The 12,996-nt window shown below is 46.1% G+C and carries 12 protein-coding genes; 8 read left to right on the top strand and 4 right to left on the bottom strand.

The window, feature by feature from the left end; all coding sequences use genetic code 11:
* Window positions 1-91: 91 nt before the first annotated feature.
* Window positions 92-670: a hypothetical protein gene (locus PTQ21_RS04450; protein ID WP_090809292.1), complete on the top strand. Its 579-nt coding sequence runs from the start codon at window positions 92-94 to the stop codon at window positions 668-670.
* Window positions 671-871: 201 nt separating this feature from the next.
* On the opposite strand, the gene PTQ21_RS04445 is transcribed toward PTQ21_RS04450, so the two are convergent.
* The gene (locus tag PTQ21_RS04445; protein WP_090809290.1) at window positions 872-1,789 is read right to left on the bottom strand and encodes a phosphatidate cytidylyltransferase; all 918 of its coding nucleotides are present in this window, start codon (window positions 1,787-1,789) and stop codon (window positions 872-874) included.
* Between the two features lie 96 nt (window positions 1,790-1,885).
* Here PTQ21_RS04445 and PTQ21_RS04440 point away from each other — a divergent pair, with 96 nt between their 5' ends.
* Window positions 1,886-2,440: a C40 family peptidase gene (locus tag PTQ21_RS04440; protein WP_072733852.1), complete on the top strand. Its 555-nt coding sequence runs from the start codon at window positions 1,886-1,888 to the stop codon at window positions 2,438-2,440.
* A gap of 116 nt (window positions 2,441-2,556) precedes the next feature.
* Here the strand turns inward: PTQ21_RS04440 and PTQ21_RS04435 are convergent, their stop codons facing one another.
* Entirely contained in the window at window positions 2,557-3,018 is a 462-nt protein-coding gene (locus PTQ21_RS04435) for a VOC family protein (RefSeq protein ID WP_072733851.1), read from the bottom strand.
* Window positions 3,019-3,179: 161 nt separating this feature from the next.
* Between PTQ21_RS04435 and PTQ21_RS04430 the strand changes: the two genes are divergently transcribed.
* Together PTQ21_RS04430 and PTQ21_RS04425 are read left to right on the top strand one after the other, a co-directional pair.
* A complete protein-coding gene (locus PTQ21_RS04430) occupies window positions 3,180-3,614 on the top strand; it encodes an Lrp/AsnC family transcriptional regulator (RefSeq protein ID WP_063565856.1) in 435 nt (144 codons plus the stop codon).
* A 179-nt stretch (window positions 3,615-3,793) separates the two neighbouring features.
* Window positions 3,794-4,942 (top strand): glycerate kinase family protein, encoded by a 1,149-nt coding sequence (locus tag PTQ21_RS04425; RefSeq protein WP_274568958.1) that lies wholly within the window; start codon window positions 3,794-3,796, stop codon window positions 4,940-4,942.
* Between the two features lie 91 nt (window positions 4,943-5,033).
* Here the strand turns inward: PTQ21_RS04425 and PTQ21_RS04420 are convergent, their stop codons facing one another.
* Window positions 5,034-5,426, bottom strand: coding sequence for a winged helix-turn-helix transcriptional regulator (locus PTQ21_RS04420; RefSeq protein WP_274570440.1), 393 nt, complete (start codon window positions 5,424-5,426; stop codon window positions 5,034-5,036).
* 237 nt (window positions 5,427-5,663) lie between these two features.
* Here PTQ21_RS04420 and PTQ21_RS04415 point away from each other — a divergent pair, with 237 nt between their 5' ends.
* Window positions 5,664-6,407, top strand: a complete 744-nt coding sequence (locus PTQ21_RS04415) for an SDR family oxidoreductase (RefSeq protein WP_274568957.1) — start codon at window positions 5,664-5,666, stop codon at window positions 6,405-6,407.
* A gap of 285 nt (window positions 6,408-6,692) precedes the next feature.
* On the top strand, window positions 6,693-10,262 hold the full coding sequence (locus tag PTQ21_RS04410) for an S-layer homology domain-containing protein (protein WP_274568956.1): 3,570 nt from the start codon (window positions 6,693-6,695) through the stop codon (window positions 10,260-10,262).
* A gap of 176 nt (window positions 10,263-10,438) precedes the next feature.
* Here PTQ21_RS04410 and PTQ21_RS04405 read toward each other — a convergent pair whose 3' ends face one another.
* The gene (locus PTQ21_RS04405; protein ID WP_072733846.1) at window positions 10,439-11,005 is read right to left on the bottom strand and encodes a GbsR/MarR family transcriptional regulator; all 567 of its coding nucleotides are present in this window, start codon (window positions 11,003-11,005) and stop codon (window positions 10,439-10,441) included.
* Window positions 11,006-11,205: 200 nt separating this feature from the next.
* Here PTQ21_RS04405 and PTQ21_RS04400 point away from each other — a divergent pair, with 200 nt between their 5' ends.
* Window positions 11,206-12,081, top strand: a complete 876-nt coding sequence (locus PTQ21_RS04400) for a carbohydrate ABC transporter permease (protein ID WP_274568955.1) — start codon at window positions 11,206-11,208, stop codon at window positions 12,079-12,081.
* On the top strand, window positions 12,081-12,995 hold the full coding sequence (locus tag PTQ21_RS04395) for a carbohydrate ABC transporter permease (protein WP_244552135.1): 915 nt from the start codon (window positions 12,081-12,083) through the stop codon (window positions 12,993-12,995). The genes PTQ21_RS04400 and PTQ21_RS04395 overlap by 1 nt, the downstream gene beginning before the upstream one ends.
* Window position 12,996: the final 1 nt, after the last annotated feature.

The raw sequence follows: 12,996 nt of genomic DNA, 5'->3' as shown, positions 1-12,996 counted from the left end.
TAGTAATTACTATAGAAGGTGCTGATTGGAAAGTTCTCTTTGGATGAATGCATAAGGTTTGTTACTTTAGATAAATGGAGGGAGTACCAATATGAATCTTAATAAAAATAAATCTATTCTCTGGGTGTCTGTTCTATGTATTCTGCTGTTGACCAGCGCATGTGGGGCAAAAAACAACAACGAATCCGTACAGGAACACGCCTATCCACAATCAAAGCAGCCCATAGAGGAAGCGGGAAATAGTTCCGTTCCCAATATGGAGGCGAAGAATAACAATAATCAGGCGAACGAAAGTGGGAATGAAGGCAAGCCTACGGCCCAATCGGAATCCTCCGCTGATACGGCAGGACAGGTCATGATCGTCATTGACCAGACGGATAAGCCGTCCGAGGGCAATAGCTTTGATTTTGCGATAAAACAAATTCCTGAGGGCTATGCTTTATCCGAGATGCGCTGGACGTCCAACACGGTAACGATTGTGAATTCCTACAAGGAAGCGATCGAGCATGGCGCGAATGGAAAAGAAGGGTTTTATATCAGTGGTGACGGGCAATTCTCCGGATTTATTTATTCGGATGAGATGAAGGGTGAACGCGGCAAAGCGACTTTTGTATTTACCAATGAAGAGGGGAAAGAAGTGACCTCGGAGAAGGAAATTAAATTAAAATAATCAGGCAGATCATAACCGTGTGCAGTGCTTTCTGTTAATTCAAAAATGGAAAATGAAACAGACACATTATACGTGCGCCTTCATTTCTCCCATAAATGAGTAAAAGCAGCCGTCAAGGCTGCTTTTTATTGATCTGCAAGCTTACGCTTTGTTCTAGTAGACTGAGTGTGTCCAGCTCTCGTGTCTATAACGGACCTGCTCCTACATGAAGTCGAAGAAATAACGCACCACGTGGAACATGACTGGAGAGGTGTACGTCAGGCTGTCGACCCGGCTCAGGTAGCTTTTTTTCAACGCATCGAACTTATTGTCATCCCCGATTAACAAATCCCGCTTCAGAACAGAAACCGTCAGACTTCCGAAGAACCCTGCCAGAGCGATCAACACACCGATGAAAAGCGCGAAACGTGCATCAAACGGAGTCAGGTAAGGATGAATGAAATAAGAGGCAGCGGTGGTTATAACGAATGCACAGGCGAACCCTTCCCATGTCAAAAAAGGATTGGCCGTGGGCACCACTTTGCGTTTGCCCAGATAGAGCGAGGCCAGATAATGCACCACATCATTCAGCTGGGTTAATACGACCAGGAACAGGACCAGCTTTGAACCATATTCCGGTGTTGCGAACGGGAAGTAGGCTAGATGACTAAGTCCAAATACCATTAGCATTAATCCCCATTGCGTCGAGCTGACACTGCGCAGGAAACCAACCGTGCCCTTATTAATTAGACGGGGCAGGGGCAGCACCAGGAAGACATAGAGTGGAATAAACACGATAAACATCCCATACCATCCAATATAGATCCAGTAGAACTGTACCGGAATCGCCAGATACGCCCATAGAAACAACCTGCGATCAGCTTTGCGGGTGCTGCGGATCATGGAGAAGTACTCTTTCAGCGCGAAAAAGGTGAGTACCATAAGGGAGATCAGGGAGACAATCGGATTGAAGAGGGTGGCGAGACAGAAGATGACAAACATGCCCCACCAGGTTTTGATTTTGTTGCCAATGCCCGAATAATCCTTATCCGGCTGAAGCTTCGTAATGATTTTGTACACGATATGTATGACCAATAAAGCAATAAAAATCAGTGTTAAGGTAAAGAGTGAACTGCTCAAGTACAATCACCTGCTTATCCAGAAGTAAGATTCCAATATAGGGTACCTATGTTATTATGAAGGAATAGTGCCAACTTGATAAGGGGAAATTTCGTTATGACAGAACCACGCTCCATCTATATCCTGCTTACGAATACGGGAACGTTGTTTACCAAAGTCATTCAAAGTTACACCAGAGCGCCATACAATCATGCCTCCATCTCATTTGACCGGGAATTATCCGAGCTGTACAGCTTCGGTCGCAAGCATCCGAGCAATCCGCTGAATGGCGGGTTTGTGAAGGAAGATATTCAGACAGGTACATACAGTAAATATCCAAATACCACATGTGTCATTTATGAGCTTCAGGTGACGGAGCGTGAAGTGGAAAAAATGAAACGGGTGCTGCACATCTTCATCCGCAGCCGCCAGAAATATATGTACAATCTGCTTGGTGTGATTGGCATTACGCTGAAGGAGCCAGTAGAGTTCAGCAACTCCTACTTTTGCTCGCAATTTGTTGCCGAGATACTGCAGCGTTCAGGCATCAAGCTGTGGAACAAGCTGCCTGCGCTGGTGACCCCAGATGATTTTCGCCAAAGTGAACAACTACAGTTGGTGTATGAAGGGAAGTTAAGCGATTATACGCCGGGAATTGAAAAGGGTGAATGAGGGCAAGGAGTATGTCTTAAGACCATGCGCTCGCTTTCTTATCACTCAAAAAACATAATATAAAACAGCCTGCCGCCACGGATTTCCGCGCAACAGGCTGTTCGGTTTGTGTAACGCTAGATCGATGGTGTAGAGGAACGGTCAAAATCAACCTCTTCGAGGAATTCGATCACTTCACCATTTGGACTATGCACAACCGCATTTCGAACTTGAAGTGGGGGCTCACCAAGTGAGATCCAATCGGGTTGAATATATGGTTTTGCACCATGAGCAAGCGCTCGCTCGTAGATCTCTTCCACATGGTCTACGTAAAAGGCGAAATGCAGTAATGCCCCATGTTTTACTGCTTCGGGAGACTCTGCTGGTTCACCTTCGGCCGCGATTACGGCTCCGGGGTCAAACAGTTCAATGCAGGTCCGTTGATCCGGTGAGATCAGCATGCACGCCTCAGTAATTTGAAAGGCGGGCAGACTCCAGGAGTGACCAACTTTAAATCCTAATACATTCGTATAGAATGAGAGGGTATCCTCATAATTACGTGCTTGAATGGCTACGTGAGCAAGTCCGTTTACACTCATGCTCATCACTCCTTCTTCAGATTGTTTTCTAAAGTATAAAGGGAACGCTGCATTGGAACCATGCGATATCAAAGGATATAATGGAGTGAGAGTTGCGATATATAAGCTCTTTTATCCCAAAAAACTTATTAAATTAGCCTGATTCTCGGGAGGGTCTACAAATGGGTTATGTTATAGATGAGATCGACCAGCAGATTATGCGTTTGCTGCAGCACCATGCTCGCATGCCAATTGTACAGATTAGCAAAGAGGTAAACATGTCCCAGCCTTCAGTCAAGGAGAGAATTCTCAAACTGGAGGAAAACGGAGTCATATCGGGATATTCAACCATCTATGATTTGTCCAAACTAAATCGTGGGACAACGACGTTTATTTTACTCAAAACAGAGCATTGTGAGGAATTCGTTCACTTCTGTGAACAGGCTGTTGAGGTTACGGATTTATATCGGATTAGCGGTGAGTACAACTATCTGATCAAGGTACAGACGGCAACCATTGAAGAGCTTGCAGAGTTCCAAGACTCGCTTGTGAAGCTTGGTCCATCCAAATCCCATATTAGTATGAAAAATATAATGGAACACCGTGTGCTGCTCTAGGAAGCAGCGAAGCACGTTAGTGTATGGGTGGCAGGATATTCGGTCCTGCCATTATTCATTGTGCACGTGCACAATGAATTTCGTCTGTTCATCAATATTTATTTGGCTTACCAGTAACTATAATGAAAGCGCGTTCAAAAAAGGTTTATCCTTTAATAACACGGATGGGGTGGGAGAAGATGAGAGAGACGACATTTGTACTGGCACCGGATTCATTTAAAGAGAGCATGACAGCGAAAGAAGTATGTGTGGCCATGGAGAAAGGATTGCGTAAAATCTACCCAACCGCCAACTATATTCATGTACCGATGGCTGACGGAGGCGAAGGAACAGTGCAGTCGCTGGTGGATGCTTCTGGCGGCGTAATTCACCAGAGAGAGGTGGGCGGGCCACTGGGACAGCCTGTACTAGCGCAGTATGGTATTCTGGGCGATGGGTTAACGGCGGCGATTGAGATGGCATCGGCGAGCGGCATTCATTTGTTGACCAAGGAAAGTCGGAACCCGCTTCGCACGTCAACCTATGGCACGGGAGAGCTGATTCGGGCGTGTCTGGATCAGGGTATTCGCAAAATCATTATCGGAATTGGTGGCAGTGCGACCAACGATGGGGGTACAGGCATGGCCGAGGCGCTTGGCGCAACGTTTCTGGATGCACACGGGCAGCCACTTGCACGTGGAGGCGGCGCACTTGATCAATTGGAGCATATCGATGTGTCCGGCTTGGATGAGCGATTGCAGGATGTGGAGTTTATTGTCGCCTGTGACGTAACTAATGCGTTATGCGGAGAGCATGGTGCTTCACGGGTGTTTGGACCACAAAAGGGGGCTACAACGGAGATGGTGCAGGTGCTGGATGCGAATCTTTCCCATTATGCGGATGTAGTTAAGCAACAGCTGAATAAGGATATGCGCGATGTGCCGGGTGCAGGCGCAGCAGGTGGTTTGGGCGCAGGGCTTTTGATTTTTACACAGGCTGTGTTGCGCAAAGGCATTGAAATTGTCATTGAATACACTGGATTTCGTGACAAGCTGGTACATGCGGATGTGGTGTTTACGGGCGAAGGCGGCATTGATTTTCAAACGAAATTTGGAAAGACCCCTTACGGTGTAGCGCGTGCTGCCAAGGAAGCGGGCAAGCCGGTTATCGCCATTGCAGGTTACGTTGGTGAAGGGATAGATACATTGTACACTGAAGGTATTGACGCAATGTTCGGTATTGTGCCGGGGGCGGCTGATCTGGAACAACTTCTGCGCCAAGGCCCGGAGAATGTGGAGCGTACAACCGAGAATATTGCGAGAGTGCTAAAATTGGGTCTGATTTCTTAACATTCTGTGGTTCGGTTATGAGGCGTAGCCTGTTCATAACAGATGGCAATACTGGCGTCCCGTCTGCTAACAGAGATGAAGGCATGAGTTTTTATTCAGCTTTCGCCTCGTTATGGGAGTCCCCGGCTAATTTCTCCGCATTAATCATCTGCTGGGTTCCGTTCAAGTATTCTAGATGCGCCTTGCCCCAGCCGCACATGCCATCCAACAGCGTACCAATCGTCTGCCCGTGTGCGGACAGGCTGTACTCGACCTTCGGTGGAACATCGCCATAGAGAGTGCGCACAATAATCTGATCCTGTTCCAGCTCGCGCAGCTGTTTCGTTAACGTGCCCTGTGCTACATCGGGAATCATGCGTCTTAGTTCACCAAATCGCTTCGTGCCTTCCTTCAATAAAATAAACAGGATGAGCGGTTTCCATTTACCATTAATGGCTTCCAACGTAACGAGTACACCTTGTAAGCGTGGCTCCTGTAAATCCATAGTATTCACCTCAATTTAAACAACTATATTTAACTTCATCATACCTGATTTCTTCGCGTTCTGCATGTTTTGTCTATGTTAATTGGGCAGGAATAACTGTGTCATCTAGTTCCAATAGTACGAATTTTCGTACCTGGTACGATTCAATTGCGTACTGTTCAGGGCTAATCTTTTCGATAATAATGAACAAAATGCTAGAAAAACGAAAAATCCAGCTATACGAGAGGAAGATGCAGAATGAGTCCATTTACATTGGAGAATAAACGTGTCGTGATTATAGGAGGAAGCTCTGGGATTGGACTTGCAACGGCAATCCAGGCTGTTGAGGCTGGTGCACATGTAGTTATCGCGGGACGATCGGAGACCAGACTAGAGGAAGCGAGGGAGCAGATTGCTCGTGTCGCAGGCAAAGGCAAGACTGGCACGGTGTCCATCGAAGTGTACGTATTGGACAATCAGGATGAAAAGCAAATCGAACAATTTTTCAATCAGGTTGGTGCATTCGATCACCTGTTCACCCCTGGAGCTGCATACACCCGTGGTCCGTTAACTTCAGATCGAGAGACGGCCGAAAGCTGTTTCAAGGGCAAGTTCTGGCCTCAATATTTTGCTGCCAAATACGCAGCTTCGTATCTATCAGCTTCGGGTTCGATCACGTTAATGTCGGGCGGCTTCAGCCAACGCCCACTGGAGGGCGGGGCCTCTTACGCTGCGTGTAACGGAGCGATTGAAAGTCTGGGCAAAGCACTTGCAGTGGAGCTCGCGCCTGTTCGCGTGAATGTCGTGTCCCCCGGAACCATCTGGCGAGAGGGGCAGGAGGGTACACCTCGCGGTGAACATTTTAAAGACTATGAGAGGCTGTCTGTGCTCAAGCGTGTGGGCTACAATGGGGAGATTGCACATACGGTTACTTACCTTATGACAAATACATTTACAACAGGGAGCACATTGTTTGTGGATGGCGGATATACGATGATTTGATGCGTCTACCTGTTTGTTGTGGCAAGGAGCGGTGGATGAGTAAAGGGACGAATCTTAAATTTTATGGAATATAGGACTCTATAATTAAATGCAGAAATAAAAATGATGAATAATGACGAAAAATATTTGAAATCCGGCCTGTTTTTCACCTACAGGCCGGATTTTTTTCCGTTTATTGGAGTGAATGTTCAGAATTCGTTCAGAGCTATGTACTACAATAGGCCCATATTTCGACAAGTGAGATTAGGGAGGAAGGCGTATATGCAATACAGAAAAATAATTAGCATGTTGCTCATTTTAGTGTTGGCAGCTCCATGGTTAGCAGCACCAGCAGGAAAGGTAAGTGCAGGAGCATCGTATCTAACACCAGGAAATAATGGTCTATTAACGATAAAGTATGTAAACGAGAACTCAATCGAATTGCAATGGAAGTATGCAGAATCCGGATCTTCTACCCCACCTGATGTAAATTACCAGGTTTACATATCCAATGATTCTGATCTTGAAAATATTGAAGAAATCAGCGTAACATCAGGTCATGCCTACGATGATGACTGGATTAATGGCTCAGCTTCTCTTTCAGATGGTACATTTACGAAAATAATCACGAATTTAGTAGAAGGTGATACGTACTATTTCAATGTCGTTGTTAAAGATCGAAATTTGGAAACTGCATATCAAATGCAATCAATCGAATTCACTGTGCAGTTGAGTGCACTGGACCAGTATAACGAGCTCAAAAAGAAAGCAGACCGGGGTAACAGCAATGACTTTATCCAAGATGTTATTTTGTTGCTTCGTAATAAGCAATTCATTGGTATGCCTGATTTTGAATCTTTGCCTGTAGAAGATCAGGAGGCTATTGCAAAATACTTATTAGATATCGAGGCGCCAACAAGCAAAGGATATGAGAACAAGGAGCAAGTTGAGTTCTTTGTGCAATTAGCTCTGAAAGCTCTTGAAGTGACTCGCCAAATCGATGGACCGAATGCAGTAGTTGCACTTAATGAACTGTATAGTAAGCAAGCAGAAAGAATAGTTCATTTTGATTTTCCGAGTGCTGAAGCTAATTTCTATCAACTCATTGCTGCATATAGCACTGCCTCCGAGGTAGATAAACGCACAACGGCTTATCTATACGAACTTAAACTCAAAAAAACATCTTCCATTTCAAGCGTTTTGAGAGATATAGACACAGTTGTGGAAGAAACACCTTTCATTAATCGTGCAAATACGACTGAGGAAATGGTAACGTCACTGGATAAATTGAATACAATTCATGAGAATATTCTGACTTATAACGAAGCGAATCCAGGAAATCTGATAACGAGCTTCGCTTTGGATACAAGCAAAATGGATAACCTGACGCAAGAACAGAAAGAGCAGTTGGCTGATCATATGCTTACTGAAAGACCGATTGGTGGATATACCAGCTTTGAAGCCATTCAGATCGCGTTTAATCAGTTTTTCCCTGGCAATGAAGCTGATGCATTGGCTGCTGTAAATACTGCAAGGGTCGACAAAAATATAGACGCTATGCGTCTGGCTATGGAGAACCAGGAATTAGGTATTGATTTCCCCAATGAATATGATTCTTTATCTAAGCAGGTCAAAGATTATGTGGCTGGGTTCCTGATTGATAATATCAAAAGAAACTATGAAAATAAGGAACAAGTTCAATATATGATTGAGCTTGCTGTACAAGCTCAGTTGATCTGGGAGCAGAGAGGGTTGGGCGTACTTCAGGACAAGCTGGACCTATTTGCGCAGAAACTGTCTGAAGGACCCGATCATTTTAAAGACCCTGAGACAGATATGCTTCGTCAAGTTGGAGATCATCATCTACAATTAAGCGAAGTAAACAAACCAATTTTCGCTTTTAAGTACCTGCATTTATTGGGATTGGAACGCATTGCAAAACAGGCTCAAGTAGAGATTGCAGATCCGCGCTTTCTGCTGGCACTGCTATCAATGCCTTTCCAGCCTCTTGAGGAAGCCACCACTATAGATCAAATGGATCAGTGGCTTGAGACAACTATGAATGAACAGTTTAACGGACACAATTTCTTTGACCAATACAAATTCAATCTTACAGGTGAACTTGATTTATCGAAGAGAGCTGATCTCAGCCCGGAAGGCAAGAAAGAACTCGCCGAATGGGTGCTTAATGAACAAGACGGCTACGAGGATGTTGGGAATCTACAATATGTAATCAACCAATTCTTTACGGCCCCTAATGTAACGGGAAATGATATCAACAACACGATAACCGGCTTGGATGACACGATGGAGATCTCCCTTAACGGCAAACTGAACTGGATTGATGTTGCGTCTATTCAGAAATTTGATTTTAGTGGTGACAAAACGGTATGGGTTCGTTACAAAGCCATCAGTGACTTATTGCCAGGACGTGCGGTGAAGATTGTCTTCACGGCGAATGGCGATAGCAATAACGGAAATGGTTCAACACCAACCACGGGTGGAAGCACAGGTGGTGGATCGTCAGTGACTACACCTGTAACGACTACACCGACGACCAAGCAGGAACAAATCGTCGTGGACGTGAACGGAGCGAATGGCACCAACCTCACCAAAACGCCAATTACACGTACAACCGAGGCAGACGGTACGATTAAGGACCTCGTGAAGATGTCTGAGGCGATTGCCAAGGAATCGGTGGAAAAAGCGAAGCAATTAAACATGAATACTGCACGCATTGTCATCCCTGACGCCAAAGATGCTGTGTCTGAGACACGCATTGAACTGCCAAAAGCAGCGGTGAAACAGCTGAACGATGGTGGGCTTAACCTTGAGATTTCCACAGAGAACGCTATTATCTCGGTTCCAACGAAGTCGATTGCCGGATTCGACCAGGATCTATACTTCCGCGTCGTTCCGTTGAAAAAGGAATCCGAGCGTAAAGAAGTGGAAGAACGTGCGAAGAAAGAGCAGTTGATTCAACAGATTACTCCAAATTCAAACGTGAAAGTACTGGCTCGTCCGGTTGAGATTGAAACGAATATGCAAAGTCATGAAGTAACACTGACATTACCGCTGCGTGACAGTCTGCCAACTGATCCGGCTGCACGCCAGCAAGCTTTGAACAACCTGGCTGTGTACATTGAACACAGTGACGGCACGAAAGAGTTGATTCAAGGTAAGCTCGTGAAGCTCAGTGATTCCAGTGAAGGCATCGAGTTTACAGTTAACAAATTCAGCACGTTTACCCTCGTTGTGGTGGATGGACTGAAAGCTTCCCAAGGCTCGCACAACCCGTATATCAACGGTTTTGGTGCGGATTTCCGTCCGGATGCATTCGTAACCCGTGCGCAAATGGCAGCGATGCTGGCTCGTAATCTGTCTGATGAAGCGGGAACTGCATCCTCGAACGCTGTAAACTACGACGATGTATATGCTACCCATTGGGCAGCGAGTGATATTCAAAAAGCGCAATCCGCAGGCATCATGAACGGTATGAACGCCACTCAATTTGCACCCGAAGGTTCGATTACCCGTGCACAAATGGCGACCATTGCATACCGCTGGATACAGCAACAAAGCGTAGACGCATCAAGCAGCACAACACAAGCAACAGATGGTGCTGGATTTACAGATGTGTCCGCCGACCTTTGGGCTTTCGATGCAATTGCCTACGTACAATCGGCTGGCCTGATGACCGGATATAACGATGATACATTTAAACCGAACAGCAAACTGACTCGTGCTGAAGCCGTGAAAGTATTAAATGTACTGTTCAAACGGACGCCGGTAACAGGCGTAACTACGCCATCTTTTATAGACGTACCTGCAACACACTGGGCTTTTGCAGACATTGAGGCTGCGGCACAGAAATAAGATAACCATATCTATAACAAAAGGGGAGCCCAACCATGAAAACATGGCGGGGCTCCCCTTTAAATTATTTAAAGCCAGCTCAGCAAGCACATCGTTGCTCGCCGAGTTGGCTTTTTTAGTTTAACGAACGAAGTGAATGCTATTCATAATAAGGCGTATATGATTCCTTAGCGTGTTTAATCACTTTCATGTGGAGCGTCTTTGTAAAAAACTCCATCCCGCAGTTGATCTACAAATCCCTGCAACCACTCATAATACTGCTCCGCATGCTGAAGTTTATGCAAATCCCGCAAAGCGTCTTCCCGTTCCTCCGGCGGAGTTGTTCTGGCGAGAATAATCTCCGATAACTGCGGAATGACCTCCCGAAGGCTTTCCTGCATCACGTCGATTTCCCGTTGAAGCTTGGCCCCGAAGAAGTTCTGAAACGTACGGAAAAAGTTGGTTTCGGCCAGATACTGATCCTGGCGTTCCCGCTTTTCCTCCAATTTATAGATCATCTGAGATTCGGTAAGCGAACGTACAGCATAACTCATATTACTTTTGCTCATGTTCATGGACGTTTTCATCTCTTCCAGCGTCATGGGACGATCCTCAAAATACATAATGCCATACAGTTGACCAAATGAATGATTGACTCCATACAGATCCATGGTATTGGCAATGGCGTCAATGACTTTCTCCCTCAGCTCGGGCCGATAGGACAACGACGAATGGTTCTGGTCCTCGGCAGCTTCTTTTCCCACAATCTCACCTCTAGTATATGGATGGGACTCCCTGTTTCCTTTTCATATTTTACATGACCTCGCGTTATTTTAACATAACCCGGAATTACATTTTTCAAATGTATTATACAATCATTTTTGTACAGAAGAGATTAAAGGGAGTTTGAAGACATGATTTTTAGAGAAATTAAATAAAATTTGGACGATTAGGAGTGTGCAAATTGCGTTTGAAATTATGGAGGGAGACAGAAGCGGTTCTCTTCACCCTTCCTGCCCTTATCCCATTACTCATTTTCTGGCTGGGGCCTTTGGGATACATTGTTTATCTGAGTTTTACGGATTGGGACTTCATGAGTCCTGACAAATTATTCGTCGGTTTGGATAACTACAGCTATCTGCTAACCAATTCTGAATTTTACCGTTCATTAAAAGTTACGCTGTTGTTCGGTTTTGGAAGTGTATTGCCTACGATTGTGGGTGGATTGGCGCTGGCCATGCTCATGAACAGCAAGATTAAGTCCTCCGGCTTGTTCCGGACGCTGCTGTTCTCCCCTTGGGTGACTCCGACAGTCGCAGTCTCCATTGCGTGGTCATGGATTTTCGAACCTGAAGTGGGGCTGGCCAACCTGTTGCTTGGCTGGGTCGGCATATCCCCGATCGGATGGCTGAAAGATCAGAACTGGGCACTGGTAGCTGTGCTCATCGTCACGCTGTGGAAATCGATTGGCTGGTCTATGGTATTTTATCTGGTCGCATTGCGTAACCTGCCATCCGATCTGCTTGAAGCGGCATCGATTGATGGGGCAGGCAGCTGGGACAAGTTCCGAAGCATTACACTGCCGTTGATTTCACCCACCACGTTCTTCCTGTCCATCATTCTGACGATCCAGTCGCTTCAGGCTTACGACCAGATCAACGTGATGACGCAAGGGGGACCAGCGGGATCAACAAGAACACTGCTTTACATGTATTATCAATCTGCATTTGAGTCCTTCAATGTGGGCGAGGCTTCTTCCATCGCCGTTGTTATTATTCTGATCTGCGTTCTGCTGTCAGGAGTATCTTTCCTGCTCGGCCGACGCCTGGTGCACTATTGATGAACATGACCACTCTAAGCAACCAAACAAGAAAAGATAATCGTCGTGAGGAAGTGCAGAAACGGAAGGTCCCTCGTGCAGGAAAAGGATTTGCTACCGCACTTCGCTATCTGCTGCTTGTGCTGGTGAGTCTGACGATGGCATTTCCGTTCTACTGGATGGTCATTAGCGGTTTAAAGACCAATGACGAGATCTGGCAGTTCCCGCCAACCTTCTGGCCCGAAACGTTCCGCTGGAACAATTATGTGGATGCGTGGCAGTCTGCTCCATTTGCCCGTTACATTCTGAACAGTACAGGGGTAGCGGCAGCGATCTGTCTGATCCAGGTCATTAACTCCAGCATGATGGCCTATGCACTCACCCATATGCGTTTTCGTATAAAAGGGGTACTCACCGGACTGATTCTGGTAGGCTACATGATTCCGAGTACCGCCGTTTATTTGCCCAGTTATTTGGTGCTCAGCGAACTTAAATTACTGGATTCCTATACCGGACTGATTGTGTCCAACTGTGTCAGTGTGTTCTCTATCTTCCTGATCCGTCAGGCGTTCATGCAGGTATCCCACGAATTGGTGGAAGCCGGCCAGTTGGATGGAGCGTCGCACTTTCGCATTCTGTGGACCATTATGACGCCGCTGGTTCGTTCGTCGTTTGCCGTGATGGTGTTGATTACATTCATTGACCAGTACAACAACTATTTCTGGCCGATGCTCATTACCAAAGACCCCAATCTGCAACTGGTATCCGCAGGTCTGCGCAGCTTTTTCGTGGAAGGTGGAGCCTACGGTCTGGCATGGCCGCAGATCATGGCTGCCAGTGCTTTTACCATCGCACCGCTGCTTATCCTTTTCCTGTTTACCCAGAAAACGATCATGCAGAGTGTGAATATTACTGCCGGCGTGAACAAGAACTGAT

The organism is Paenibacillus marchantiae (assembly GCF_028771845.1).
Lineage (GTDB): Bacteria > Bacillota > Bacilli > Paenibacillales > Paenibacillaceae > Paenibacillus > Paenibacillus marchantiae.
The sequence above is the reverse complement of the archived record's forward strand: the minus strand, read 5'-3'. Positions and strand labels throughout refer to the sequence as shown.

Excerpts from the sequence above, each read along its gene's own strand:
- PTQ21_RS04415 (WP_274568957.1), top strand. The coding sequence starts at position 5,664 with ATGAGTCCATTTACATTGGAGAATAAACGTGTCGTGATTATAGGAGGA.
- PTQ21_RS04425 (WP_274568958.1), top strand. The coding sequence starts at position 3,794 with ATGAGAGAGACGACATTTGTACTGGCACCGGATTCATTTAAAGAGAGC.
- PTQ21_RS04450 (WP_090809292.1), top strand. The coding sequence starts at position 92 with ATGAATCTTAATAAAAATAAATCTATTCTCTGGGTGTCTGTTCTATGT.
- PTQ21_RS04410 (WP_274568956.1), top strand. The coding sequence starts at position 6,693 with ATGTTGCTCATTTTAGTGTTGGCAGCTCCATGGTTAGCAGCACCAGCA.
- PTQ21_RS04435 (WP_072733851.1), bottom strand. The coding sequence starts at position 3,018 with ATGAGTGTAAACGGACTTGCTCACGTAGCCATTCAAGCACGTAATTAT.
- PTQ21_RS04395 (WP_244552135.1), top strand. The coding sequence starts at position 12,081 with ATGAACATGACCACTCTAAGCAACCAAACAAGAAAAGATAATCGTCGT.
- PTQ21_RS04430 (WP_063565856.1), top strand. The coding sequence starts at position 3,180 with ATGGGTTATGTTATAGATGAGATCGACCAGCAGATTATGCGTTTGCTG.
- PTQ21_RS04420 (WP_274570440.1), bottom strand. The coding sequence starts at position 5,426 with ATGGATTTACAGGAGCCACGCTTACAAGGTGTACTCGTTACGTTGGAA.
- PTQ21_RS04440 (WP_072733852.1), top strand. The coding sequence starts at position 1,886 with ATGACAGAACCACGCTCCATCTATATCCTGCTTACGAATACGGGAACG.